The sequence below is a fragment of the Micromonospora arida genome (assembly GCF_003857035.1).
Classification (GTDB): Bacteria; Actinomycetota; Actinomycetes; order Mycobacteriales; family Micromonosporaceae; genus Micromonospora; species Micromonospora arida.
Map to the genome: position 1 here is coordinate 1 of NZ_QGSY01000111.1, position 24,796 is coordinate 24,796.

A 24,796-nucleotide genomic window follows, 5' to 3' on the forward strand; every position below is an offset into this window, starting at 1 on the left:
GCGGGCGGAGGCGACGATGGGCGTGGAACGGGTTCCGGCGGGGTTCACCGAGCAGAGGGCTCGGGTCGGCCAGATCACCATGAACTACGTCCGTGGGGGTGCCGGCCCGCCACTGGTGCTGCTGCACGGGTATCCGCAGTGCTGGCACATGTGGCGGCACCTGCTGCCCGAGTTGGGGCGCTCCTTCGACGTGGTCGCGCCCGACCTGCGCGGCTTCGGGGGCAGCGACGCCCCGGACGGCGGGTACGACAAGAAGACGGTCGCCGCCGACCTGCACGGACTACTCGATCAGCTCGGCCTGGTCGGTGACCTCCGGCTGGTCGGGCACGACCTGGGGACCATGGTGGCGTACGCGTACGCCGCCGCCCATCCGCAGCGGGTGAGTCGGCTGGTGCTCAGCGAGGCGCCGATCCCCGACGAGAGCATCTACACGTTCCCCGCGCTCACCTCGGCCGGGCCCGGGGTGTGGAACTTCGGCTACTTCTCCCTCGGCAACGGGCTTCCGGAGGCGCTGGTCAACGGGCGGGAGTCGCTCTGGGTGGACAAGTTCACCGACGCGCTGATGGTGCGCAAGGGCAGCATGGCCGCGCACGACATCGAGGAGTTCGCCAACCACCTGCGCGACCCCGCGCACCTGCGGGCCAGCTTCGCCTACTTCCGGGCGTTCGAGCAGGACATCGCGGACAACGCGGCGTACCGGGGCACGAAGCTGACCATGCCGGTGCTGGCTGTCGGGGCGGCGGCCAGTCTCGGTGGGCAGGTCGCCGAGCAGGTTCGCCGGTACGCCGACACGGTCCGCGGCGAGGTGATCGAGGACTGCGGGCACTGGCTGTACGAGGAGCGCCCGGACGAGATGCTCGCCCTGCTGCGGGACTTCCTTCAGGCGGCCTGAGCAGGGGCCCGCAGGTGTCCCCGGTCAGGCAGCGGGCGTCCAGGCGTGGGCGGCCAGTGGCGGGTCGAGCGGTGCCCGGGTGAGCCGGTTGGCGAAGGTGGACATGGTGTACGCACCGACGCCCAGCACCACGTCCAGCGCGTGCCGGGGCTGGTAGCCGGCCGTCAGGAAGTCGTCCAACTCGTCGTCGGGCACTGCGCCCCGGTGGTCGAGCACGGCCAGCGTAAAGCGGCGCAGCGCCTCCAGTCGCGGCTCGGGCAGCGCCGAGCCGGCGCGTAGTGCGGTGATCAGCTCGGTGGTCGCTCCGAGCTGGGTGAGCTTGCCGGTGTGCAGGGCGACGCAGAAGTGGCATTCGTGACTGGTGGAGACCGTCAGGATGACCACCTCCCGCTCCAGCGGCGTGAGATCGGTCTGCTCGAAGCCCGCGCTGGCGGTGAGGAAGCCGGTGAGCAACTGCGGCGAATCGGCCATCAGCGCCACCGGGGTGGGCAGCCAGCCGAACCGGCCGCGTACGCCCTCGATGGCTCGTCGGGCGGCGGCGGGCGCGGTCTCGGCGGTGTGGGCGGTGAAGACGGGCATGGCTGCCTACTTTCCAGAGCTTGGATCGGACGACGTAAGATGGTCAACGTGGTTGACGAAATAGTAAACGTGGTTGTCGAACGTGGCAACCGCTGATCCCGCGCGCCCCGGGTTCGCGCTACCGCTGCTGCTCCTGGCCGGCTTCCGGACGCTGATCGACGATCTGCACACCGAGCTGGCCCGGGAGGGGCATCCGGAGCTGCGACCGCTGCACGGGTTCGTGCTCCAGGCGGTTGGTGCGGATGGCACCACCGCCACCGAGCTGGGCCAGCGGCTGGGCATCTCCAAGCAGGCTGCGGGCAAGACCGTCGACCGGTTGGTGGCCGTCGGCTACCTGGAGCGGGTCGACGACCCCTCCGACGCCCGACGGCGGCTGGTCCGGGTGACCCCGCGCGGCGCCGACGGGCTACGCCGCTCGGCCGAGATCTTCGACCGGCTGCGGGCACAGTGGGCCGACACGCTCGGCCCGCAACGGGTCACCGCCCTGGAGGACGACCTGCGCGCGATGGCCTCGGCCAACTGGTTCCGGCTCGACGTGCCCGGCTGGTTCGGCGGCTGATCGTGGGCGCGGGGGCGAGCGAGACTTCCGGGCCAGGCTGATGGGTGGCCCGGGTCGGGTGCCCGGACGCCTGCGGCTACCCGGCTGAGTGGCCGGTCAGTGGGTGCGGGCCAGCTCGACGAAGGCCCGCCACGCGGTGGGGGTGAAGGTCAGCAGGTCGCCGTCGCGGTCCTTGGAATCGCGGACGTGCACCCGGCCAACCAGGTTGTCGGCGACCTCGACGCACGCGCCGGCGTCGTTGCCGCTCCGGGTGGACTTGCGCCAGCGGGCTCCGGTCAGATCCATGGCTTAACGATCTCCTCGAGCAGGTCGATCGACTGCTGCCGGGGCAGCGCGTCACTGCGCAGACTCTCCCACCTTCCGAGCAGGGTCGCCACCTCGAAGATGTCGTCCACGGCGGTGCCACCGGTCTGGTTGTCGAGGAAGCCGAGCCAACTGCCGTCGGCGGTGCGGCCGAGGATGAACGGCCCGAAGAGGCCGGCGTGCAGGCCCACACCCTGCGGCAGCACGTGCACCCTGATGTGCGGGCGCCGGGCGCACGCCACCAGGTGCCGCAACTGGTCGGCCAGCACCCCGGCGCACCCCTCCGCGAAGCGCTGCAACGCGGCCTCGTCGATCACGGCGGTGAGCTGCGGTGGGTGCTCGCGGTCGAGGATCGTCTGCCGCTCCAGCCGGGCCGCCACCAACTCCTCCACCCGGTCGGCGGTCAGCCCCAGGTCGAGCCGGAACACCGCCCGGGCGTAGTCGGCGGTCTGCAACAGCCCGGGAATCATCGTCGCGCCGAAGCAGCGCAGTTGGGTGGCGACCCGCTCGACCTCCAGCCACGGGCGGAACCAGACCGGCTCGCCGTCGCGGCGGCCCAGGTCGCGGAGCGAGGTCAACAAGCCACCGGTGTCGAGCACCTCGTCGGCCCGCTTCAGGTACGCCTCGTTGGGTGCCGTCTGCCCCAACTCGACGGCCGACACCATGGACGGCGAGTAGTGCGCGCGTTTGCCGTACTCCTCCTGGGTCAGCCCGGCCGCGAGCCGCGACCGCCGGAGCTGCTCCCGGATCAGCGCCGCCGTGGACACCACTGTGGTCACCGCACCCCACCTTCCGCCGCAATTGTCGAGGTCGTGCAACCCCACCTGCCGCACGGTAGCGAGCACTCAACGCTGCGTCATGCCGTGACGCGCATATCGGGGTAACGCGAGCTGCGACCCGACCCGGGGGTTGCCGGCAACTACAAGATCCACTCGGGTTTCGCGAAGTCGCGGTGTCCCGGGACGCAGGACACCCCGACTTCCTGAAAGCCGAGTGGATCAACGGGCGACCACGCGCGGGACACCGCCATATCGCCGCCCAGGGCCGGGTCAAGCCCGGCAGACACATCTCACCGTGCCTGGCCGAACGGTGGGACGCGGGAGCAGAGTGAATTCATGTCGGACGCGTACGTCGTCGGCGACCCGGACGGGTTGTCGCCCCTGCTGGTCGAGCTTCGTGACGCCGTTGCCCGAGAGCTGCACGCCCAAACGGCGATGCGCGCTGAGCGGATCGAGCTGGCCGATCTACCGGAGGTGTCCTACCAGGTCACCGTCCAGGTCGAGCGGGCCATGCGGGCCTGGCGACCCACCCGGTAGACGTGGGCCGGTCGCCGACGGAATCCGTGACCGGCCCGTACCGCGTTGCCAGGATCAGTCCAGCCCACCGTACGAGTGCAGGCCGGTGAAGAAGATGTTCACGCCGAACAGGTTCATCAGCACGGTGAGGAAGCCGAGCACCGCGATCCAGGTGGCCACGTTGCGCTTCACGCTGGGCGTCGCGCGGGCGTGCAGGTAGCCGGCGTACACCACCCAGGAGATGAACGCCCAGGTCTCCTTCGGGTCCCAGCCCCACGGCCGACCCCAGGCCGCCTCGGCCCAGATGGCACCGGCGATCACCGCGAAGGTGAAGATCGGGAACGCGAAGGCGTGCAGCGCGAAGGTCAGCCGCTCCAGGCCGGCCGCGCCGGGCAGCCGCTTGGCCAGGGTGTACGGGAAGCTCCGCTTGCCCTGCTCGTACCCGCTGCGCATCAGGAAGCCGACCGCCGGCACCACGCCGAACAGGAAGATGCCGGACGCGAAGACGATCGTCGAGACGTGGATGATGAACCAGTACGAGTTGAGCGCCGGCACCAGCGGCACGATCGGCACGTACAGCACCAGCTCGGCGGTGGCGACCAGCAGCACCATCACCAGGGTGAGGAACAGCCCGAGCTTGCGCAGCGACGGTCGCTTCCAGAGCACCACCAACCAGGCGGCCACCCCGATGAACGTCACGGTGAGCACGAACTCGTACATGTTGCCCCAGGGCATCCGGTCCGCGGCGAGCCCACGGGTGACCAGCGCCGCCAGGTGCAGCACGGCGGCGACCGCGGTGGCCCCCACCCCGATCAGGCCCGCCAGCCGGGCCCGCCCTGCGGAACGGTCGACCGTGGGCGGCGACGGGACCGGCGCGGGCGGCGTCGGGACGACACCGCCGCCGGCACCGACCAACTCGCGAACCGGAGCCGCCGTGGCGACCTGGGTACGCACGTTGCCCAGCGCGTACTCGACGGCGTGGCCGATCATCGCGACCAGGTACGCCAGGATCGCGAAGGTCACGAAATTGTCGGAGAGTGCGGACATCACTCGGCTCCTTCTCGCACGCCGGCCCGCTCAGCGGAGTCAGCGCCATCACCAGCCCGTTCGGCGCCGCTGACGGCGGCGACCAGCTGGGTGAACTCGTCGGCGAACCCTGGATAGTCGGTACGCGGCAACCCACCGACCTCCATCAAGCTACTACCGCTCGTCGGAGATCCTTCCCCGGGGTCGGCCGGCACCACCCGGAAGAACACCCGGCGGCGCTTGCCGAACAGCGAACCCATCAGCCCGACCAACAGGACGCCGCAGCTGACCAGCAGCATCGTCGAGCCGGGATCGTGCCGGATGGAGAGGGTGACGTACCGCTCGGTGCCCAGGAACTCGACGGTCGTGCCGTCGTCCAGCTTCCAGGTCTCGCCCTTGCGGAGCAGTTTGGTGCCGACCTCCTTGACCTTGCCGGCCCGCACCTGCCGCTGGTCCAGTTGGTAGACCGAGCCGGGGATACCGGCGTCCAGGCCGAGGTTGCCCCGGTAGGCGACCAGGTTCAGCGCCGGGTTGCGCTCGGTCGGGTACTGCGAGCGGACGAACGGCGCCTGCTCGGGCGCCGTGGGCAGGTAGATGCCGGTGAACGCCATCTGCTGATCCGGTGCGCGCTGGCCGGTCGCCGGGTCGACGTTCGCGTCCGGGAAGGCCGCCAGCCCCTCGCTGGTCAGGCCCATGTCGCCGGTGGTCAGGAACGGGTCGTCACTGATCTGGCTGTTGCCGAACCGGTCGGTGTAGCGGATCACCGGGGCGTACCCGTGGCCGAGCAGGTAGACGCTCGCGTCCTTCAGGCGCAGCGGCGAGTTCACCGAGAAGTCGGCGCTGCGGGTCGGCTCGTCCGGGCCGTCGACGGTGACCGTGGCGTTGAAGAACTCCGGCTGGCCGGACGCCAGGAACCGGGCCTCGAAGTCGTCCAGCCGCAGGCAGAAGCGGGGCAGGTCGGCGCTGTCCACCTGGGGGCCGAGCTTCGCCTCGGCGTACTGCTGGCGGGTGTTGCAGAACGCTTTGTCCGCGCCGGCCACCAGCAGTCGGTTGCCGCTCCAGCCGTACCAGGAGCCGAGCGCCACCCCGATCAGCACCGCGATCAGCGAGGTGTGGAACAGCAGGTTGCCGGTCTCCTTGAGGTAGCCCTTCTCGGCGGAGACCTCGTCGCCGCGCACCTCGACGCGCCAGCGGCGTTTGCGCAGCACCTCCGCGATCGCCGCCGCCCCACCGGGCGGGGCGGGCAGCACGGTGTGCTGCGGCAGCCGGGCCATCCGCTTCGGCGCGGCCGGCGGCCGGGACCGCAGCGTGCGGACGTGGTCGCGCAGCCGCGGCGTGATGCAGCCGATCAGAGAGGTGAACAGCAGCAGGTAGATCGCGGAGAACCAGACCGACCCGAAGACCTCGAACGCGCCGATCCGGTCCAGTCGGGGGGCCCAGTCCGGGTGGTCGACGAAGTACTCGTTGACCTTCTCCGGGCTGATCCCGCGCTGCGGGAGCACCGAGCCGGGAATGGCGGCGATCGCGAGCAGGAAGAGCAGGATCAGCGCCGTACGCATGCTGGTGAGCTGCCGCCACGAGTTGCGCAGCAGGGCCAGCAGCCGGTTCGGCCGGCGGCGTGGCGCGGGCGCCGCGGTCTCCGGTCGGTCGTCGACGACCGTCATCAGATGCTCACCTCGCCCACCCCGACGGTGGTCTGCAGCCAGATCACGAAGCTCTGCCATCCGCCGGTGACCAGGGCCAGACCGATCAGGATGAGCAGGGCGCCGCCGACCCGGGTGACCCAGCGGCTGTTGCGCCGGACGGCGCGGAAGACCCCGAGCAGGCGTTCGAAGCCCAGCCCGAAGACGATGAACGGTATCCCCAACCCGAGGCAGTACGCCACGGCGAGCACCACGGCTCGGTCGCTCTGGCCGCTGGCGGTGGCCATGCCCATCACCGCGCCGAGCGTGGGGCCGGTGCAGGGCACCCAACTGAGCGCGAAGACCGCCCCGAAGACCGGTGCGCCGAGCAGCCCGGCCGACGGCAACCGGGAGATCCGGAACTCCCGTTGCAGGGCGGGGATCATCCCGAGATAGCCGAACCCGAGCACGATGATCAACGCGCCGACGACGATTTCGAGCTGCCGCTCGTACTCGAAGAAGACCTGGCCGATGCCGGCGAACAGGATCGCCGTGGCGACGAAGACGGCGGTGAAGCCGGCGATGAAGAGCAGCGTGCCCGCGAGCACCCGGCCCTTGACGGCACCGACCCGCGCGATCCGCTCCCGGACCGCGACGCCTCCGCGGTCGCCGGCCCCGGAGGCTTCCGCTTCCGCAGGAATCGACGAGGTGCCCTGCCGTGCACGACCTTCGAGGTCGGAACCGGCCAGGCCGGTGACGTACGAGAGGTAGCCGGGAACGAGTGGGAGCACGCACGGGGAGAGGAAGCTGACCAGGCCGGCGAGCGCCGCCGCGCCGATGGCGAGCAGCAGCGGCCCGCTCAGGGCCATCTCCCGGAAGGTCTCGCCCATCAGTTGGGGGCCTGTTTCTCAGCCGCGATCCGCTCGACGATCGGTTGCAGGCCCTCCTGCTTGACGGCGGCCCGGATCACCGCCGCGATCCGGCCGTCCCGGTCGAGCACCACGGTCGCCGGCACGCTGTTCGGCGGGATGTCCAGCGCGAGTGCGGTCTTGCTGGACGGGTCGAACAGGCTCGGATAGGTGACCCGGCCCTTCTCGAACGCCTTGGCCTTGTCCCGCGAATCCTGGACGTTGATGCCGAGGAAGTTCACCCCGGAACCCTTGGTGGCCTGGTAGACGGCTTCCAGGTCGTCCGCCTCGGCGCGGCACGGCGCGCACCAGGAACCCCAGAAGTTGACCACCACGACCTGACCGCGCGCCTCGCTGACGTCGTAGCTGCCGCCGAGCAGCAGCTCACCGGCGACCTTCGGGGGTGCGGAGCGCTGGTCCGGTGCGCACTCGAAGATCCCGTCGGTGGTGGTCGTGCAGGTCTTCTCCTGCGCCTTCGACGACGTGCAGCCGACCAGCGCCACCGCGGCGACGGTGGCGAGCAGACCGGCGGTCCACCTCCGGGCGTTCATCAGGCCCCCTTGGCCGTCCGGGCTGTCGCGGAGAGAGCGATCAGGTGCGCGGCCGGCTCGCTGTAACCGATGCCCGCCACCTTCGCGCCGTCGAAGTGGAACGAGGTGAGACTGGCCAGCCCGCACTGCCGCCTGCGCGGGTCGTGCCAGAGCCGCTTGCGCTCGACGTAACGACGCAACGTCCAGATCGGGAGCTGGTGCGACACCAGCACCGCCTCGCGTCCCTCGGCGGCGACCCGGGCGGCGTGCACGGCGGCGAACATCCGCTCGGCGATCACCCGGTACGCCTCACCCCAGGACGGGGTCACCGGGTCGCGCAGCACCCACCAGTTGCGCGGGTCGCGGAACGACCCGTCACCCGGGGAGACCTTCTTGCCCTCGAACCAGTTGGCGCTCTCGATCAGCCGCTCGTCCACCCCGACCGGCAGCCCGAACTGGGCGGCGATCGGCTCGGCGGTCTGCTGGGCGCGCTCCAGCGGGCTGGCCACCACGTGCACGATCTCCCGCTCGGCCAGGCCCTGCGCGGCGGCCTTGGCCATCTGCACACCCAGCTCGGAGAGGCGGAAACCAGGCAGCCGGCCATAGAGGATCTGGTCGGGGTTGTACACCTCGCCGTGCCGAAGCACGTGGACCACTGTCTTGCTCAAGGTCTTCTACCCCCCGTGACCGGCCGCTGCCGCCGCGTTCGCCGCCGTGGGCAGCGCGTCGGCGATGTGTTCCAGAGCGGCGTCGTCCAGCGCCGCCGACACGAACCACGACTCGAACGCGCTCGGCGGCAGGTAGACGCCGGCGGCGAGCATCGCGTGGAAGAACGCCTTGAACGCCGGCACCTGCTGGGTGCGCGCGCTGTCGTAGTCGACCACGTCGGCGTCGGTGAAGAAGACCGAGAACATGCTGCCCGCGTACGACAGCCGGTGCGGGACCCCGGCGGCGGCCAACGCGTCGGAGGCCAGCTTGCCCACGACGGCGGCCGTCTCGTCGAGGCGCTGGTACAGCGCGTCGTCGGCGAGCCGCAGGGTCGCCAGGCCGGCGGCGCAGGCGAGCGGGTTACCGGAGAGGGTGCCGGCCTGGTAGACCGGGCCGGCCGGCGCGAGCCGCGCCATGATGTCCGCGCGCCCGCCGAACGCCGCGGCGGGCAGGCCGCCACCCATGACCTTGCCGTACGTCCACAGGTCGGCGTCGGAGGCGTCGAGGCCGTGCCACCCGGCGCGGGAGACCCGGAACCCGGTCATCACCTCGTCCACCACGAGCAGGGCGCCGTGTGCGTGCGCGATCCGGGCGAGCTGCTGGTTGAAGCCGTCGCGGGGGGCCACCACGCCCATGTTGCCGGCGGCGGCCTCGGTGATCACCGCGGCGATGTGCTGGCCCTCGGCGGCGAACGCCTCCTCGACGGCCCGGATGTCGTTGTACGGAAGCACGATCGTCTCGCTGGCCGCCGCGCCGGTCACACCGGGCGAGTCGGGCAGGCCCAGGGTGGCCACGCCGGAGCCGGCGGCGGCGAGCAGCGCGTCGACGTGGCCGTGGTAGCAGCCGGCGAACTTGACGATCTTCGAGCGGCCGGTGAAGCCACGGGCCAGCCGGATCGCCGACATGGTCGCCTCGGTGCCGGAGTTGACCAGGCGGACCTGCTCGACCGGGGTCCGGGCGACGATCTCGGCGGCCAACTCCACCTCACCGGGGGTGGGCGTGCCGAAGCTGGTGCCCCGGGCGGCGGCTGCCTGGACGGCCTCCACCACCTCCGGGTGGGCGTGCCCGAGGATCAGCGGACCCCAGGAGCAGACCAGGTCGACGTAGCGGCGACCGTCGGCGTCGTACAGCCACGGGCCCTCGCCACGGACCATGAAACGCGGGGTGCCGCCGACCGCCTGGAAGGCGCGCACAGGGGAGTTCACCCCGCCCGGCACGATGGCGCGGGCGCGGTCGAACAGGGCCTCGGAGGCCGGCGCGTCGGCTGGATAGCGGCCGGATCCGGCGGGAAAGATGTCGGTCACGATGCCGCCATTGTGACAGCGCCGGACGGTCAACCAGCAGCCACCCCGTGGTGGGGTTACCCGGCTCACCTGTGACCCGCGCCGGTCAGCAGCGCCGACACGGGGGCCTCGTGGCCTGGACGGCGACGGCTCGCGGCCTCGACAGGCCAGGTCGGTCGGATCGCGCTAGGCTGACCGGGTGGATCGTGCCGAACTGTCCATCACGCTACACCGGACGGGCGACGAAGCAGTCTTGCGCCTGGCCGGTGAGATCGACATGCTCACGGCCGCCCAGCTCTCGACCGTGGTCAACGAAGTGCTGGCCGACCCGCCGCCGAAGATCGTCCTCGACCTCGGCGGCGTCACCTTCTGCGACTCGCAGGGCCTGGGCACCCTGGTCGTGCTCAGCCGCAAGGCCAGCCACGCGCAGAGCCTGCTGATGCTGACGCACGTGGGCGACTTCCTGATCCGCGTGCTGGACATCACCGGCCTGCGCAGCGCCCTGATGATCCGCAACGACCAGCCCACCGGCTGAGCCGCCCCGCCGCGTCAGGCGGTGTTGCCCCAACGGGCCTGTTCGAGCAGCCGTACCGCCCGGTCCCGGACCTCCGGGTCGTCCGAGCGGAGCTGGGCGGTCGCCTCGTCGACCGCGTCGGTCAGCCGCCGCCACTGCGTGTCGCGCTCCCGGACCAGATCCGACTGGGTGGCGAGCTGCCGGGTCTTCACCCACAGCTCGACGAAGACCGACACCTTGGCCCGGAGCACCCACGGGTCGAACGGCTTGGTGAGGTAGTCCACCGCGCCCACCTGGTAACCCCGAAGGGCGAGCTGGGCGTCCCGGTCGGCGGCGGTGAGGAAGATGATCGGCACGTGCCGGGTCCGCTCGCGGCGCTTGATGTGGCTCGCCGTCTCGAAGCCGTCCATGTCCGGCATCTGCGCGTCCAACAGGATCACCGCGAAGTCGTCCACCAGCAACTGCTTGAGCGCCGCCTCACCGCTCTCCACCGCCACGGACTGGACCGGCAGGCCCTGAAGGATCGCCTCCAGGGCCGTCAGGTTCTGCCGCCGGTCGTCCACGAGCAGCGCTTTGGCCAACTGGGTCACGAAGTCTCCTCGGTCCGGCTGCCGTTGATCCAGGACGACATCAGTTCGATCAGGTCGTCGAGGTCGACCGGCTTGGTGATGTAGTCGCTTCCACCGGCAGCGAGCGCCGACTCACGGTCACCCGGCATCGCCTTCGCGGTCAGGAAGACCACCGGAAGGTCGGCGAACCGGTGGTTGCGGCGAATCTGGCGGGTGGTCTCGTAACCGTCCTGGTCGGGCATCATGGCGTCCATCAGCACGATGTCCACCTCCGGATGCTCGGCCAGCAGACGGACACCGTCCGCCCCGTTGTCCGAGTACAGCACGGTCATACCGTGCAGCTCCAACGCACTGGTCAAGGCGAAGACGTTGCGTACGTCGTCGTCCACGATCAGCACCGTGGCGCCGTCCAGTTGACGGGTGGCCGGTGCCTCCGGCCGTTCCGGCAGCAGTTCCAGCGGCGGCATCAGCAGCGACGACGGCAGCCCGGCGCGCTGCGGCGACGGAGTCTGCGGCGCGACCACTGCGTCCGGGGCCAGCACCTGCGGCACGAACAGGGTGAAGGTCGAGCCCTGACCGGGCGCGGACGAGACGGTGATGGTGCCGCCGATCAGTCGGGCCAGATCGCGGCTGATCGACAGGCCCAGGCCGGTGCCGCCGTACCGGCGACTGGTCGTGCCGTCGGCCTGCTGGAACGCCTCGAAGATGATCGACAGCTTGTCGTCGGAGATGCCGATTCCGGTGTCGATCACGGTGAACGCGATCACCTGCTGGGCGTTCGTCAGCGCCGGGACGTCGAAGACCGCGTTCTCCGCGGCCGGGGCGATCCGCAGCGTCACGGCGCCGTTGTCGGTGAACTTCACCGCGTTGGAGAGCAGGTTGCGCAGGATCTGCTGCAACCGCTGCGCGTCGGTCACCAACGCCGGCGGCAGATCCTTGCTCACCCGTACCTGGAAGTCCAGGTTCTTCTCCTCGGCCTGCGGCGCGAACGCCTGCTCGACGTAGCCGCGCAGCTCGGTGAAGCGGATCTCGGTCGGCTCGACGTCCATCCGGCCCGCCTCGATCTTGGACAGGTCGAGGATGTCGTCGATCAGACGCAGCAGGTCGGAGCCGGACCCGTGGATGGTCCGGGCAAACTCGATCTGCTTCGGGCTGAGGTTCTGCTCCGAGTTCTCGGCCAGCAGACGGGCCAGCAGCAGCAACGAGTTCAGCGGGGTCCGCAGCTCGTGGCTCATGTTGGCCAGGAACTCCGACTTGTACGCCGACGCCCGGGTCAGCTGCTGCGCCTTCTCCTCCAGGCCCAGCCGCGCCAGCTCGATCTCCCGGTTCTTCGTCTCGATGTTGCCCTTCTGCTCGGACAGCAGAGTGGCCTTCTCCTCCAGCTCGGCGTTGGTGCGCTGCAACTCCGCCGACTGCTCCTGCATCTCGTGCGCCAGCCGCTGCGACTGGGCCAGCAGCTCCTCCGTACGCCGGTTGGCCTGGATGGTGTTGACAGCGATGCCGATGGTGAGCACCAGCCGCTCCAGGAACGACAGGTGCAGCTCGGAGAAGGCCGACACGCTGGCGAACTCGATCACCCCGAGCAGCTCGCCCTCGAACAGGACGGGGAGCACCACCAGGTCGGACGGGGGTGTCTCGGCCAGGCCGGAGCGCAGGGTGAGCCGGCTGTTCGGGGAGGCGCTGACCCGGATCGTGCGACGAGAGAGCGCGGTCTGCCCGACCAGCCCCTCACCCGGCCCGAAGGTGACGTCGTGCCCCCGCGCCACGTACCCGTACGAGGAGGTCAGCCGCAGCCGCATGCTGCCGTCGGCGTCGTCGGCCAGGAAGAAGGCGCCGAGCTGGGCGTCGACCAGCGGAGTCACCTCCGTCATGATCATGCGGCACACCTCGCCGAGGTCGCGCTGGCCCTGCAACAGGCCGCCGATCCGGGCGAGGTTGGAATCCAGCCAGCCCTGCTCGGCGTTCTTCTTGGTCGTCTCCCGGAGGGTGACGATCATCTGGTTGATGTTGTCCTTCAGCTCGGCGACCTCGCCCTGCGCCTTGACCGCGATCCGCTGGGTCAGGTCGCCCCGGGTCACCGAGGTGGACACCTGGGCGATGGCCCGCAACTGCGTGGTCAGCGTCGAGGCGAGCTGGTTGACGTTCTCGGTGAGGTCGCGCCAGGTGCCGGAGACGCCCTTCACCTGCGCCTGACCGCCGAGCTTGCCCTCGATACCGACCTCGCGGGCCACCCGGGTCACCTCGTCGGCGAACGACGACAGCTGGTCGACCATCGTGTTGACGGTCGACTTCAGCTCCAGGATCTCGCCCTGGGCGTCCACGGTGATCTTCTGCGACAGGTCACCCTTCGCCACCGCCGTGGTCACCGAGGCGATGTTGCGGACCTGGCTGGTCAGGTTCGACGCCATCGAGTTCACGTTGTCGGTGAGGTCGCGCCAGGTGCCGGAAACGCCCTTCACCTGCGCCTGACCGCCGAGCTTGCCCTCGGTGCCCACCTCGCGGGCCACCCGGGTCACCTCGTCGGCGAACGACGACAGCTGGTCGACCATCGTGTTGACGGTCGACTTCAGCTCCAGGATCTCGCCCCGCGCGTCCACCGTGATCTTCTGCGACAGGTCACCCTTCGCCACCGCCGTGGAGACCTGGGCGATGTTGCGGACCTGGGCGGTCAGGTTCGACGCCATCGAGTTCACGTTGTCGGTCAGGTCCCGCCAGGTGCCGGCGACCCCGCGCACCTGCGCCTGACCGCCCAACTTGCCCTCGGTGCCCACCTCGCGGGCCACCCGGGTCACCTCGTCGGCGAACGACGACAACTGGTCCACCATCGTGTTGACGGTCGACTTCAGCTCCAGGATCTCGCCCCGCGCGTCCACCGTGATCTTCTGCGACAGGTCACCCTTCGCCACCGCCGTGGTCACCGAGGCGATGTTGCGGACCTGGCTGGTCAGGTTCGACGCCATCGAGTTCACGTTGTCGGTGAGGTCGCGCCAGGTGCCGGAAACGCCCTTCACCTGCGCCTGACCGCCCAGGTTGCCCTCGGTGCCCACCTCGCGGGCCACCCGGGTCACCTCGTCGGCGAACGACGACAGCTGGTCGACCATGGTGTTGACGGTGTTCTTCAGCTCCAGGATCTCGCCCTGGGCGTCCACCGTGATCTTCTGCGACAGGTCGCCCTTCGCCACCGCGGTGGAGACCTGGGAGATGTTGCGGACCTGGCTGGTCAGGTTGCCGGCCAACTGGTTGACGTTCTCGGTGAGGTCCCGCCAGGTGCCCGAGACGCCGCGCACCTGGGCCTGACCGCCGAGCTTGCCCTCGATGCCCACCTCACGCGCGACCCGGGTCACCTCGTCGGCGAACGACGAAAGCTGGTCCACCATCGTGTTGACGGTGTCCTTCAGCTCCAGGATCTCGCCCTGCGCCGCCACGGTGATCTTCTGCGACAGGTCGCCGCGCGCCACCGCCGTGGAGACCTGCGCGATGTTACGGACCTGGGCGGTCAGGTTCGACGCCATCGAGTTGACGCTGTCGGTCAGGTCCTTCCAGGTGCCGGCCACGTTCGGCACCTCGGCCTGGCCGCCCAGCTTGCCCTCGGTGCCCACCTCGCGGGCCACCCGCGTCACCTGCTCGGCGAAGAGCCGCAGCGTGTCGGTGAGGTAGTTCATCGTGGCGGCCAGCTCGGCAACCTCACCACGCGCGCCGACCGTGATCTTCTGCGACAGGTCGCCCTTGGCCACCGCCGTCGCCACCTGCGAGATGGACCGCACCTGGCCGGTCAGGTTCGACGCCATGGTGTTCACCGAGTCGGTGAGGTCCTTCCAGGTGCCGGCGACACCCCGCACGTCGGCCTGGCCGCCCAACTTGCCCTCGGTGCCCACCTCACGGGCCACCCGGGTCACCTCGTTGGAGAACGACGACAGCTGGTCCACCATCGTGTTCACGGTGCGCCCGATGCGCAGGTACTCACCGCGCAGCGGCCGACCGTCGATCTCCAACGCCATGTGCTGGGACAGGTCACCGTCGGCGACCGCCACGATCACCCGGGCGATCTCGGTGGTCGGTCGACCCAGGTCGTCGATCAGCGAGTTGATCGCCCGCTGCCCCTCCGCCCAGGAGCCGTCCAGCCCCTCGTCGTCGAGCCGCTCGGTGAGCCGGCCGTCGCGACCGACGATCCGGCTGATCCGCCGCAGGTCCAGGTACTGCCGCTCCTGGAGCGAGACCACCTCGTTGAAGGCGTCCGCCACCTCACCGGCTGCGCCGGCCCGGCGGGGAAGCCGGACCTTCAGGTCGCCGCGCCCGATCCGTCGCAGTGCCTCGGCCAACTCACCGAGGAGCGCCTCGTGGTCGGACGCGGACGGATCCGCCACCGACTGCTTCGACGTGGTCATCATTCCTCGCTCAACTCGGGGGTGCCGGTCCGTGCGGACACACCGGCACCCCATATTGTGCCCGCGCGCGCCGTGGTGCCAGGGTGCGCGACCCGCCAGGTGGCATCGATCGGCCCGTCGACCCGCCCGATCGGCGTCGAGCCGACACGGCCCGCCACAAACCTCGCCGGGCTCACAGACCGGTCGTTTCGATGCGTCAACCCGCTTCCTGCCGCCGGTGCCGCTGACCGACGCGACAGCCCACGATCGGTGATCGGCTTGGCACCCGGCAGGGGGACGGTGGAGGATACGGGGGTGTCAGCCGAGGCGGGGCCCGCGACGGCCGGGGCCCGGGACGGGGCCGTCCGGCGTGTCCGGCTGCCCGCCGACCGCCGTACGCCGGCCGCCGCCCGCGCCGTGGTCCGCTCGGTGTTGACCGAGTCACACCTGGACGAACTGGCCAACGAGGCGCTGCTGCTCACCACCGAGCTGACCACCAACGCCGTCGAGCACGCCCGCACCGAACTGGACATCGAGGTCGTCGCGGACGAGGTCGGGCTGACCGTCACCGTCTCCGACTTCGCCCCCGGTTCCGGCGACGAGCTGACCGTCGGCGACCGCAACGACTCCACCGAGATCAACGAGGTCTCCGTGCGGGGCCGGGGCCTTTTGCTGGTCGACCACTTCGCCAGCCGCTGGGGCACCACGTACCTGCCCACCGGGAAGGGCGTCTGGTTCCGGCTGGACCGCCCCGGCGCCGACCAGCCCTCCAGCGGGACCATCGGCGAATCGACACCGGCCAACGCCGGCCCGCGGACGAGCACCGACGGGTCCGCGCCGAGCGCCAGCGCGATGAGCGAACTCATGCAGACCGCCCCCGACCTGTACGGGGACGACCCCTTGCCCGACTTCGCCACCAGCCTGCTCAGCCGGGTCGCAGAGATGGTGGGCGCAGCCGGCGGCACGATCCGCCTGGACCGGGGCGACGGGCAGGGCAGTCAGGTGCTGGCCCGCTTCGGTCGGCCGCCCCGCCCCGGCAGCGACCTGCTCCGGGTGCCACTGACGGTGCAACGCCCATACGCCGGGGAGTTGGAGTTGGACGCCGCGCCGTCGGCGTACGCCCAACCGTTGGCGGTGCTCACCGCCGAGCGGCTGTCGCTGCACCTGGAGAACGACCGGCTGCGCCGGGCCGACCTCCGCCGGCAGGTGTGGCTGACGTTCCTGGCCGAGGCGAGCGAACTGCTGGCCCAGTCGCTCGACGTCGACCTGACCTTGGCGCTGGTGCCGCAGTTGGTGGTGCCGCGACTCGGCCAGTGGTGCGCGGTGCACACCACCGACGAGTGGGGCCGGCTCCGGCTGTCGGCGGCCAGCCACGCCGACGAGTCGATGCTTCCGCAGTTGCACAAGGTGCTGGCGGAGACCGGCCCGGATTCGATCCAGGCCCGCCTCCGTGAGGCGTCCCGCAGCGCGGCGCAGATCCCCCTGGGCGGGCCGATGGAGGGTTTCGCCGTCCCGCTGATCGCCCGCGGGCAGCGGCTCGGGACCCTGGCGGTGGGGCGGCACCAGCGGCACCGGCACGACCCGGACGAGGTGGCCGTGTTGGAGGACGTGGCCCGGCGGGCCGCGCTGGCCATCGAGAACGCCCGCATCCACGCCGAACGCCGTCGGGTGGCGCAGACGCTCCAGCAGTCTCTGCTGCCGCCGGTGCTGCCGCTGGTGGACGGGATCGGTTTCGCCGCCGAGTACGTCCCGACCGGCGACGACGCCGAGGTGGGCGGCGACTTCTACGACGTGGTGCCGCTGCCCGACGGGCGCTGGCTGGTGGTCATCGGTGACGTCTCGGGCAAGGGTGTCCAGGCCGCCGCGGTGACCGGGCTGGTCCGGGACGTGATCCGGGTGCTGGTCGGCGACGGCAAACCGTTACCGGAGGCGCTGGCGCGACTCAACGAGACACTTGTCGAGCGCGGTGGCGGCCGCTATTGCACGCTGGCGCTGGCAGCGGTCGGGCAGGGCACGGATGACCAGTTGGACGTCTCGCTGCACCTCGCCGGGCACGACCGGCCGGTGCTGCTGGCCGCGGCGGGCGGCGCCGGGTTCGTCGGCACCGGCGGCACCGCGCTCGGCCTGCTCGACACGATCACCTCGCCGGCGGCGGACATCACGCTCGCACCGGGCGATTCGCTGATCTTCTACACCGATGGCGTCACCGAGCGGCGGCGTGGCCGGGAACTGTTCGGCACCGACCGACTGCGGGACGCCGCCGCGCCCCTGGCCGGATATTCGGCCGACGTGGTGGCCGCCCGGCTGCGCGCCGCGGCGATCAACTTCTCGGTCGAGCCACCCCGGGACGACATCGCCGTCCTGGTGCTCCGCAACGACGCGACCTGAGCGCAGCGCGGCCCCCGGCCATCGGGTCCCCTCGGTAGATTGACGGCCATGACGAGCGTCGCGCAGGTCACGTCGTACCCCCGGCGGGCGGTCCGGGCCCTGATCGTCGCGCAGTTCGCGACCATCGGCGCCTTCCTCACCGTGCTGCTGCTCTACGTCGGTCGGATGACGAGCGCCGGCGTCGGCCCGGCCGAGATGTTGACCGGCGCGTACGACCCGAAGGACGTGGCCTTCTTCGGGGTGCTGCACCCCGTGGTGGCGGTGCTCTACCTGGCGGGTGCGGTGCTCGGGCTGCCGTTGGCGATCGTCGCGGTGGTGCTGGTCGCCCGGGAGCGCGAGGCCCTGCCCCGGGCGACCCGGTCACTGCTGCTGGCCGGCGCGGTCGGCAGCCTGCTGGTGCTGGTGGCCCGTCTCACCCCGCCACTGTTGGACATGCACCGGTGGTGGCTGGACTGACCTGGGCCGGGCCGCACCGGCCGACGGGCTCACCCGGCCGCGCCGACGGCTCATATGGCTGGCCAGGCCTCACAGGCCGCCGGGGAGCCGCCCGGGCGCGAGGCGGTGCTCCGGATCCAGGTGCCGCTTCGCGGCCCGCAACTGGGCCAGGCCGGCCAGCTCGCCCCAGAGGTCGACCGCCTGGCGGACCGCCGCCGGAGCGGAGACCACCACGCAGCGGCCCTGCCGGGCCAGCAGCACCCCTCGGACGGCGGCCAGAATGGACGCCACCCGATCGGCTGCCAGTGCCCCCGGCAGCGCCGCGTGCACCACGCCCAGCCCGGCGGACCCACGCACCGGCACCGGCGTTCCGGCCGCGTCACGTAGCGCGTAGACGGCGGCGTGCAGGTCGCCGATCGGCACCTCCAGGCGCAGCGCCGTGTCACCGGGAGCGAACGGGTAGCGGCGCCACCACGTCGGCGCGGAGTGGGCGATCGTCGCCTCCCCGTGCAGCAGGCCGACCAGCCGCTCGGCACGCTCGGTGACGTCGGCGGGGCCGCCCTCCAGCAGCACCACCAGGCTGCCGGCCCGGGACGGGGCACCGGCTCGGCCGGACATCGACGGATGACGCTCCCGGGCGACGGCCGCCGGATGACCGGGCGGGTACGGCGTACGTGGGCGGGGGGTGCCTCCGGGCAGGTCCAGCTCGATGGCCGACGGCTCCAGCCGAGCGGAGAGGATCGTCCGGACCAGGTCGTGCACCTCCAACGGCGTCCACACCGGGCGGGACACCCAGAGCCTGCTCGCCGGCACCGGCTGCACCCGCAGGCTCGCCGACACCAACACGCCGAGCGCGCCCTGGGAGCCGCAGAGCAGGCGGGCCAGGTCGAGCCCGGGCGCGCCACCGCCGACGCTGATCAGCTCGCCGTCGGCGGCGAGGTAACGCACACCGAGCAGTTGGTCGCAGGGGCTGCCGTGGCGGTGGCGCAGCGGGCCGGCCTCGCCGGCGGCCAGCACGCCGCCCACTGTGGCGCCGGGCGAGGGGGCATCCATCGCGAGCCGCTGCCCGGTGCGCTCCAGAGTGGCCTGCACCGCCCGCAGTGGAGTGCCGGCCCCCACGTCGGTCACCAGCGAGTCGACCGGCTCGTGACCGATGCCGGCCAGCCGGCCGGTGTCGAGCAGGATGTCGACCTGAACGGGGGCGGCCCCCCAGTCGATCTTCGTGCCCGCACCTCTGGGCACCACCGCCAGATCGTGCACGGCGGCCAGCCGCAGCACCTCGGCGGCGGCGTGCGGGCCGCCCGGAACGGCCACCCAACGCGCTGGTCGCCCCGCCACCTCGTCGGCCGGCCCGGCCAGCCGGGAGAACGGTGGACCGCAGATCGCCGCCAACCGCCGGGTGATCTCGAGGGCTCCGGACCGGCCGAGGGAACTCGCTGCTGCCGCCATGCCGGCCATCGTACATGTGTTCGAAAGCGGTGGTGGTGAGTATCGGGATGCCGCTGGTCCGGCGCGCTGCGCCTGCCGGCCGGTAACGTGGCCGCCGTGACCACCGAGACTGCCCCGCCCGCGGCGAAGCGGGTGCCCAGCGAACGCACCCACCACGGCGACACCGTCGTCGACGAGTACGCCTGGCTCGCCGCCAAGGACGACCCGGAGACGATCGCCTACCTGACCGCCGAGAACGAGTACACCGACGCGCGTACGGCCCACCTGGCCGACCTGCGCGCCGACCTGTTCGAGGAGACCCGCCGGCGCACCCAGGAAACCGACCTGTCCGTGCCGACCCGCAAGGGCGGGCACTGGTACTACACCCGGACGGTCGAGGGACAGCAGTACGGAGTGCAGTGTCGCCGGGCGGTCCGCGACGGTGAGACCGATCCGCCGGTCAGCGCGGACGGCGCCCCGCTCGACGGCGAGGAGGTGCTGCTCGACGGCAACCTGCTGGCCGAGGGGCACGACTTCTTCTCGCTCGGTGCGTTCGACGTCAGCCCGGACGGTCGCTGGCTGGCCTACTCCACCGACTTCTCCGGTGACGAGCGCTTCACCCTGCGGGTGAAGGACCTGACCACCGGCGAGTTGCTGCCGGACGAGGTGCCGGACACGTTCTACGGCACCGCCTGGTCTTCGGACGCCTCGGTCCTGTTCTACGTGACGGTGGACGACGCCTGGCGGCCGAACCGGGTCTGGCGGCACACCATCGGCTCCGCCGCCGCCGACGACGTGGTGGTCCACCAGGAGGACGACGAGCGGTTCTGGGTGGGCGTGGAGCTGACCCGGTCGGAGAAGTTCATCCTCATCGACGTGCACAGCAAGGTGACCAGCGAGGTGCTGGTGATCCCCGCCGGCAACCCGACCGGCGCGCCGGCCGTGATCGCCCCTCGCCGGCAGGGCGTCGAATACACGGTGGAACACCACGGCCACCGTTTCCTGATCCTGCACAACGACGGCGCGGAGGACTTCGCGCTGGCGTTCACCTCGGCGGACGTACCGGGCGACTGGGTGCCGCTGATCGAGCACACCCCCGGCACCCGGCTGGAGGCCGTCGACGCCTTCGCCAACCACCTGGTGGTGTCGCTGCGCACCGACGGGCTCACCGGGCTGCGGGTGCTGCCGGTGGGCAGTGACGACGGGTACGACATCGACTTCCCCGAGCCGCTGTACAGCGTCGGGTTGGACGCCAACCCGGAGTACCGCACCGGCCAGGTCCGGCTGCGCTACTCCTCGCTGATCACCCCCGACTCGGTGTACGACTACGACCTGGTCACCCGGCAGATGGTGCTGCTCAAGCAGAAGCCGGTGCTGCCCGGTCCGGACGGGCGACCGTACGACCCGGCCGAGTACGAGCAGCACCGCGACTGGGCGCTCGCCGACGACGGCACCCGGGTGCCGATCTCACTGGTCTGCCGCGTCGGCACCCCCCGGGACGGCTCGGCACCCTGCGAGCTGTACGGCTACGGCTCGTACGAGGCCAGCATGGACCCGTGGTTCTCGGTGGCCCGCCTGTCCCTGCTGGACCGGGGCGTGGTCTTCGCGGTGGCGCACACCCGGGGCGGCGGTGAGCTGGGCCGACGGTGGTACGACCAGGGCAAGCTGCTGGCCAAGAAGAACACCTTCACCGACTTCGTGGCGTGCGCCCGGCACCTGGTCAAGGCCGGCTGGACGGCCAGCGACCGGCTGGTCGCCCGGGGCGCCTCGGCCGGTGGCCTGCTGATGGGCGCGGTGGCCAACCTGGCACCTGACGCGTTCACCGGGATCGTGGCGCAGGTGCCGTTCGTGGACGCGCTCACGTCGATCCTCGACCCGTCGCTGCCGCTGACCGTCACCGAGTGGGAGGAGTGGGGCAACCCACTTGAGGACCCCGAGGTGTACGCGTACATGAAGTCCTACACGCCGTACGAGAACGTGGCCGCCGTGGACTATCCCGCGATCCTCGCGGTGACCAGCCTCAACGACACCCGGGTGCTCTACTCGGAGCCGGCGAAGTGGATCGCCCGGCTGCGGGCGGTGGCCCCGGGCGGCGACTACCTGCTGAAGACCGAGATGGGTGCCGGGCACGGCGGCCCGAGCGGTCGTTACGACTCCTGGCGCGAGGAGGCGTTCATCAACGCCTGGATCCTGGACCGCATCGGCCACGCCTGACCGTCGGCTCGCCATGATCGCGCCCGGTGGTGGGAGTGGTCCCCTCGGCGGCTCGAGGAGACCACCCGTGATCGGGCGCGATCATGGCCGGGTCGCGTATGCGCGGCCTGGCCTTTCGGGGTTGCGGCGGATGTCACGGCCTAGACTTCCGGGGTGACCGGGGCTACGGATGGTGACGGCGACGCCGCCGAGGAGGTCCGCCGACCGAGCGTGGCGGCGGTGGCACGGGACCGCCGGGTCTGGCTGATCCTCGCGGTGGTCGCCGGCCTGCTGGTCTGCTGTTGTTCGGCCGTGGTCGGCACCCTGATCGCACTCTCCTCCGGCCTGCTCGCCGCCTGACCCGGCCTCGTGGGTCAGGCCAGCCGGCGGGGCAGTTTCGGATCAGGTCGTCCGTAGCTCGTCCAGGGCGGTGCTGGCGCGCAGGAAGAGCAGGCCGACACCGACCGTCACCAGCACCGCCGCCAGGGCGCCGGCACCGAGCCACGCGAGGTGCTCCAGAGGTACGGGAACGGCTCGCTGCACCTCGGGGTAGTACACGATCCGGTTGTACTGTGCGCTGGTGGCAGGGTCCTCACAGAGCGCTGCCGTGGCCTCGCAGATCGTCGCCGACCCGCCGCCCGCCGACACCTCCGCGACGAGACCTCGGCCGAGCAACGTGCCCACGGTGAGCGCGAGCAGGATCGCCGGCACGGCCGGCGCCAACGCCTGCCAGGCCACCGAACGGCTCAGCGTGGCGCGGGGCACCCCGGTGGCGACCAACGCGGCGTAGGCGCGTCGACGGGCGACGATCCCCTCGACCAGCGCGACGATCAGCCCGCCCGTCGCGATCAGGATGGCCACGGCGATCGCGCCATCGACATAATCCATCGTGGACAGATAGAACGGGTTGGTGCCGCCATCCAGTCCGGCGAACCGGCTCTGCTCCCGCTCAAGCTGGTCCTTGGTCCCGAAGTAGGCCCGCTGGGCGGCCGCGCCCCCGCCGAAGATCAGGGCGGCGAGCAGCGCCGCGAAGGTGCGGCTACCCGCCCACGGGTCGGCCATCAGCCGGCCCGCCGCGAGCAGGGCAGCCGGACCGCGGGCGTGCCGACGCAACAACCGCCCGCAGTGGTACGACAACCAGCCGGTGCCGATCACCACCCCGATCATCGCCGCGAGCGCGCCCACCGCGAACAACACCGGCACCAGCCAGGCCATCAACTCGTCGTCGTCGGCGAACCGGTAGACCACCGGGCGGATCACCGCGAACGAGGCCACGCCGAACCCGATCAGGAGCCCCGCCCACGGACCCGGACCACGCTCGCGGGTGGCTTTGCGGCTCACCCCGAGCGGGCTGGTGGTGACAGTCCGCAGCATCAGGGCGGTGGCCAGCGCCGCCACGACCGGCAGACCGAACACCACGCCGGCCAGCGCGCCGGTCGACGGCAGCACGTCGGTGGGCAGGGCCAGTTGACCTTGCGCGTCCGGTCGGTGCAGCAGGTCGCGGCCAACCAGGTAGACACCCAGCCCGACGAGCGTGCCCAGCAGAGCGGCCACGCCGGTCTCCAGCACCACCAGCCGGGTGACCTGCCCCGGCGTGGCACCGGCCAGCCGGAGCGCGGCCAACCGGCGGTCCCGTGCCGGCGCGCCGAGCCGGGCGCACTGACCGGCCAGCGCCAGCACCGGGACCATCAGCATCAGCAGCGCGAACGCCGTGCCGCCGCGCAACCCGGGCTCCGCCAACAGCGCGTTGTGATACTGCTCCGACCACCTGTTCTGGTTCTCATCCGTCGCCGCGGGGGTGGGGATGGCCAACACGGTGAGCGCCGCGAGCCCGGCCAGGGTCGCCAGCAGGGCGCTGAGCGCGGTGAGCACCACCCGGGCGGTGTCGGTGCGGGTGCCGGCGAGCGCAAGGCGGAGCAGCGTCGTCGGTCTCACCGGGTGCCGCCGGCCAGCGGCACGTCGAGCCCCAGGCCGGTGTGGTCCACCAGACCGTCACGCAGCACGATCTCCCGATCTGCGTACGCGGCGATCCGCGGCTCATGGGTGACCAGCACGACCGCGGTGCGCTGCTCGCGGGCGAGCCGGACCAACTGGGTGAGGACCTGCTCGCCGGTGAGCGTGTCCAGTGCGCCGGTCGGCTCGTCGGCGAAGAGCACCCGAGGCTCGGTCACCAGCGCCCGCGCCGTGGCGCAGCGTTGCTGCTGACCCCCGGACATCTCACCCGGCCGGACGTCGGCCACCTCGGCCACCCCGAACCGCTCCAGCCAGGTGAGCGCCGCCGTCCGTGCCTCTCGCCGCCCCGTGCCGGCGAGGAGCAGGGGCAGGGCGACGTTCTCGGCGGCGGTCAACTCGGCCACCAGCTGACCGAACTGGAACAGCACCCCGAACTCGGTACGCCGCAGCCGGGACCGGGCCGCCTCCGACCAGGTGTCGATGCGGTGCCCGCGCCAGGTGACCTCGCCGGCGTCCGGCCGGAGGATCCCGGCCAGGCAGTGCAGCAGGGTCGACTTGCCGCAGCCACTCGGCCCGGTGACGGCGACGATCTCGCCCTCGGCCAGGTCGAGCGTCACGCCGCGCAGCGCGGGCGTCGGGCCGTACGCCCGAACCACGCCGCGAGCCTGGAGTTGCGTCACGGATGCACCTCCCGGTGCCAGTCGGCGACCCGGCCCAGGGTGGCGTGCAGCCACCGCAGATCCGCGTCGAGGTGGGCGATCGCGAAATCGGCCGCGACCACGTCGCTGAGGGTGGCGGCCGGGTCGCCCTTGACCGTGGTCAGCTCACGCAGCCGTGCGGTGTGCGCGGCCCGCTGGGCGATCAGGTACGACCGGGCCCGGTCGACGTCGGCGACCAGCAGCGCCACCACGACCTTGGCGAAGAGCGTGCTGGCCACGTACGGCATGGGTGCTTCCACAGTGGACAACCACTGGTCCAGCGTGACCCGCCCCTGGTCGGTCAGCGCGTACGCGGTGCGATCTGGCCCGCCCACCCGGTCCTGCCCGGCGGCGGCCACCAGCCCGTCCCGTTCGAGGCGGCCGAGAGTGGCATAGACCTGCCCGAAGGCCAGCGGCCGAGCCCGCGGCAGCCGCTCGTCGTGCGCACGCTTCAGCTCATACCCGTGCCGGCTGCCCCCAGCGAGCAACCCGAGCAGAACATGCGGCGTGGACACCCCGCCCACTATTCACCCAGCGAATACCCAAGTC

The 24,796-nt window shown here is 71.5% G+C and carries 23 protein-coding genes; 8 read left to right on the plus strand and 15 right to left on the minus strand.

Going from position 1 to position 24,796, the window contains the following annotated elements; all coding sequences use genetic code 11:
• On the plus strand, positions 1–892 hold an 892-nt coding region (locus DLJ58_RS05575), incomplete at its 5' end, for an alpha/beta fold hydrolase (RefSeq protein WP_244218794.1).
• Positions 893–916: 24 nt separating this feature from the next.
• Here DLJ58_RS05575 and DLJ58_RS05580 read toward each other — a convergent pair.
• Positions 917–1,471, minus strand: a complete 555-nt coding sequence (locus DLJ58_RS05580; protein WP_124854167.1) for a carboxymuconolactone decarboxylase family protein — start codon at positions 1,469–1,471, stop codon at positions 917–919.
• Positions 1,472–1,553: 82 nt separating this feature from the next.
• Between DLJ58_RS05580 and DLJ58_RS05585 the strand changes: the two genes are divergently transcribed.
• A complete protein-coding gene (locus tag DLJ58_RS05585) occupies positions 1,554–2,030 on the plus strand; it encodes a MarR family winged helix-turn-helix transcriptional regulator (protein ID WP_124854168.1) in 477 nt (158 codons plus the stop codon).
• 96 nt (positions 2,031–2,126) lie between these two features.
• Here the strand turns inward: DLJ58_RS05585 and DLJ58_RS05590 are convergent, their stop codons facing one another.
• Positions 2,127–2,315 carry a DUF397 domain-containing protein gene (locus DLJ58_RS05590; protein ID WP_124854169.1) on the minus strand — a complete coding sequence of 63 codons (189 nt, stop codon included), beginning with the start codon at positions 2,313–2,315 and terminating at the stop codon, positions 2,127–2,129.
• Positions 2,306–3,112: a helix-turn-helix domain-containing protein gene (locus DLJ58_RS05595; protein WP_124854170.1), complete on the minus strand. Its 807-nt coding sequence runs from the start codon at positions 3,110–3,112 to the stop codon at positions 2,306–2,308. Before DLJ58_RS05595 ends, DLJ58_RS05590 begins: the two co-directional genes overlap by 10 nt.
• 336 nt (positions 3,113–3,448) lie before the next feature.
• Here DLJ58_RS05595 and DLJ58_RS05600 point away from each other — a divergent pair, with 336 nt between their 5' ends.
• Entirely contained in the window at positions 3,449–3,649 is a 201-nt protein-coding gene (locus tag DLJ58_RS05600) for a hypothetical protein (protein WP_124854171.1), read from the plus strand.
• A gap of 54 nt (positions 3,650–3,703) precedes the next feature.
• Here the strand turns inward: DLJ58_RS05600 and ccsB are convergent, their stop codons facing one another.
• Genes ccsB through hemL form a run of 6 tightly spaced genes read right to left on the minus strand, consistent with a single transcriptional unit; the run spans position 3,704 to position 9,726 of the window.
• Positions 3,704–4,675 carry a c-type cytochrome biogenesis protein CcsB gene (gene ccsB, locus DLJ58_RS05605; RefSeq protein WP_124854172.1) on the minus strand — a complete coding sequence of 324 codons (972 nt, stop codon included), beginning with the start codon at positions 4,673–4,675 and terminating at the stop codon, positions 3,704–3,706.
• Positions 4,675–6,318 carry a cytochrome c biogenesis protein ResB gene (gene resB / locus DLJ58_RS05610; protein WP_124854173.1) on the minus strand — a complete coding sequence of 548 codons (1,644 nt, stop codon included), beginning with the start codon at positions 6,316–6,318 and terminating at the stop codon, positions 4,675–4,677. Before resB ends, ccsB begins: the two co-directional genes overlap by 1 nt.
• Positions 6,318–7,166 (minus strand): cytochrome c biogenesis CcdA family protein, encoded by an 849-nt coding sequence (locus tag DLJ58_RS05615; protein WP_124854174.1) that lies wholly within the window; start codon positions 7,164–7,166, stop codon positions 6,318–6,320. The genes resB and DLJ58_RS05615 overlap by 1 nt, the downstream gene beginning before the upstream one ends.
• Entirely contained in the window at positions 7,166–7,735 is a 570-nt protein-coding gene (locus DLJ58_RS05620; protein ID WP_124854175.1) for a TlpA family protein disulfide reductase, read from the minus strand. The genes DLJ58_RS05615 and DLJ58_RS05620 overlap by 1 nt, the downstream gene beginning before the upstream one ends.
• Positions 7,735–8,382, minus strand: a complete 648-nt coding sequence (locus DLJ58_RS05625) for a histidine phosphatase family protein (protein ID WP_124854176.1) — start codon at positions 8,380–8,382, stop codon at positions 7,735–7,737. The genes DLJ58_RS05620 and DLJ58_RS05625 overlap by 1 nt, the downstream gene beginning before the upstream one ends.
• A gap of 6 nt (positions 8,383–8,388) precedes the next feature.
• A complete protein-coding gene (hemL, locus tag DLJ58_RS05630; protein WP_124854177.1) occupies positions 8,389–9,726 on the minus strand; it encodes a glutamate-1-semialdehyde 2,1-aminomutase in 1,338 nt (445 codons plus the stop codon).
• A gap of 178 nt (positions 9,727–9,904) precedes the next feature.
• Here hemL and DLJ58_RS05635 point away from each other — a divergent pair, with 178 nt between their 5' ends.
• Positions 9,905–10,240 carry an STAS domain-containing protein gene (locus tag DLJ58_RS05635; protein ID WP_088951070.1) on the plus strand — a complete coding sequence of 112 codons (336 nt, stop codon included), beginning with the start codon at positions 9,905–9,907 and terminating at the stop codon, positions 10,238–10,240.
• Between the two features lie 14 nt (positions 10,241–10,254).
• Here the strand turns inward: DLJ58_RS05635 and DLJ58_RS05640 are convergent, their stop codons facing one another.
• Both DLJ58_RS05640 and DLJ58_RS05645 read right to left on the minus strand, forming a co-directional pair.
• Positions 10,255–10,809, minus strand: coding sequence for a response regulator (locus tag DLJ58_RS05640; protein WP_124854178.1), 555 nt, complete (start codon positions 10,807–10,809; stop codon positions 10,255–10,257).
• Positions 10,806–15,176: a HAMP domain-containing protein gene (locus DLJ58_RS05645; protein WP_373861493.1), complete on the minus strand. Its 4,371-nt coding sequence runs from the start codon at positions 15,174–15,176 to the stop codon at positions 10,806–10,808. The genes DLJ58_RS05640 and DLJ58_RS05645 overlap by 4 nt, the downstream gene beginning before the upstream one ends.
• Before the next feature lie 291 nt (positions 15,177–15,467).
• On the opposite strand from DLJ58_RS05645, the gene DLJ58_RS05650 reads away from it, so the two are divergent.
• Together DLJ58_RS05650 and DLJ58_RS05655 are read left to right on the plus strand one after the other, a co-directional pair.
• Positions 15,468–17,540, plus strand: coding sequence for a SpoIIE family protein phosphatase (locus DLJ58_RS05650; protein WP_124854179.1), 2,073 nt, complete (start codon positions 15,468–15,470; stop codon positions 17,538–17,540).
• A 48-nt stretch (positions 17,541–17,588) separates the two neighbouring features.
• Positions 17,589–17,996 carry a hypothetical protein gene (locus tag DLJ58_RS05655; RefSeq protein ID WP_124854180.1) on the plus strand — a complete coding sequence of 136 codons (408 nt, stop codon included), beginning with the start codon at positions 17,589–17,591 and terminating at the stop codon, positions 17,994–17,996.
• Between the two features lie 69 nt (positions 17,997–18,065).
• Here the strand turns inward: DLJ58_RS05655 and DLJ58_RS05660 are convergent, their stop codons facing one another.
• Complete coding sequence (locus DLJ58_RS05660; protein WP_124854181.1) at positions 18,066–19,424, minus strand: FAD-binding oxidoreductase; 1,359 nt, start codon at positions 19,422–19,424, stop codon at positions 18,066–18,068.
• A 96-nt stretch (positions 19,425–19,520) separates the two neighbouring features.
• On the opposite strand from DLJ58_RS05660, the gene DLJ58_RS05665 reads away from it, so the two are divergent.
• Both DLJ58_RS05665 and DLJ58_RS05670 read left to right on the plus strand, forming a co-directional pair.
• Positions 19,521–21,617 (plus strand): S9 family peptidase, encoded by a 2,097-nt coding sequence (locus DLJ58_RS05665; protein ID WP_124854182.1) that lies wholly within the window; start codon positions 19,521–19,523, stop codon positions 21,615–21,617.
• Positions 21,618–21,770: 153 nt separating this feature from the next.
• Entirely contained in the window at positions 21,771–21,956 is a 186-nt protein-coding gene (locus DLJ58_RS05670) for a hypothetical protein (protein ID WP_112677581.1), read from the plus strand.
• Between the two features lie 42 nt (positions 21,957–21,998).
• Here DLJ58_RS05670 and DLJ58_RS05675 read toward each other — a convergent pair whose 3' ends face one another.
• The 3 genes from DLJ58_RS05675 to DLJ58_RS05685 are packed head-to-tail and all read right to left on the minus strand — an operon-like array spanning position 21,999 to position 24,762.
• The gene (locus DLJ58_RS05675) at positions 21,999–23,531 is read right to left on the minus strand and encodes an ABC transporter permease (protein WP_124854183.1); all 1,533 of its coding nucleotides are present in this window, start codon (positions 23,529–23,531) and stop codon (positions 21,999–22,001) included.
• The gene (locus tag DLJ58_RS05680) at positions 23,528–24,229 is read right to left on the minus strand and encodes an ABC transporter ATP-binding protein (RefSeq protein WP_124854184.1); all 702 of its coding nucleotides are present in this window, start codon (positions 24,227–24,229) and stop codon (positions 23,528–23,530) included. The genes DLJ58_RS05675 and DLJ58_RS05680 overlap by 4 nt, the downstream gene beginning before the upstream one ends.
• On the minus strand, positions 24,226–24,762 hold the full coding sequence (locus DLJ58_RS05685; protein WP_091397436.1) for a PadR family transcriptional regulator: 537 nt from the start codon (positions 24,760–24,762) through the stop codon (positions 24,226–24,228). The genes DLJ58_RS05680 and DLJ58_RS05685 overlap by 4 nt, the downstream gene beginning before the upstream one ends.
• Positions 24,763–24,796: the final 34 nt, after the last annotated feature.

Bases quoted from the DNA above. Each gene is read 5' to 3' on its own strand.
- DLJ58_RS05600 (WP_124854171.1), top strand. From the start codon at position 3,449: ATGTCGGACGCGTACGTCGTCGGCGACCCGGACGGGTTGTCGCCCCTG.
- DLJ58_RS05580 (WP_124854167.1), bottom strand. From the start codon at position 1,471: ATGCCCGTCTTCACCGCCCACACCGCCGAGACCGCGCCCGCCGCCGCC.
- DLJ58_RS05655 (WP_124854180.1), top strand. From the start codon at position 17,589: ATGACGAGCGTCGCGCAGGTCACGTCGTACCCCCGGCGGGCGGTCCGG.
- DLJ58_RS05620 (WP_124854175.1), bottom strand. From the start codon at position 7,735: ATGAACGCCCGGAGGTGGACCGCCGGTCTGCTCGCCACCGTCGCCGCG.
- DLJ58_RS05615 (WP_124854174.1), bottom strand. From the start codon at position 7,166: ATGGGCGAGACCTTCCGGGAGATGGCCCTGAGCGGGCCGCTGCTGCTC.
- ccsB (WP_124854172.1), bottom strand. From the start codon at position 4,675: ATGTCCGCACTCTCCGACAATTTCGTGACCTTCGCGATCCTGGCGTAC.
- resB (WP_124854173.1), bottom strand. From the start codon at position 6,318: ATGACGGTCGTCGACGACCGACCGGAGACCGCGGCGCCCGCGCCACGC.
- DLJ58_RS05590 (WP_124854169.1), bottom strand. From the start codon at position 2,315: ATGGATCTGACCGGAGCCCGCTGGCGCAAGTCCACCCGGAGCGGCAAC.
- DLJ58_RS05660 (WP_124854181.1), bottom strand. From the start codon at position 19,424: ATGGCGGCAGCAGCGAGTTCCCTCGGCCGGTCCGGAGCCCTCGAGATC.
- DLJ58_RS05645 (WP_373861493.1), bottom strand. From the start codon at position 15,176: ATGATGACCACGTCGAAGCAGTCGGTGGCGGATCCGTCCGCGTCCGAC.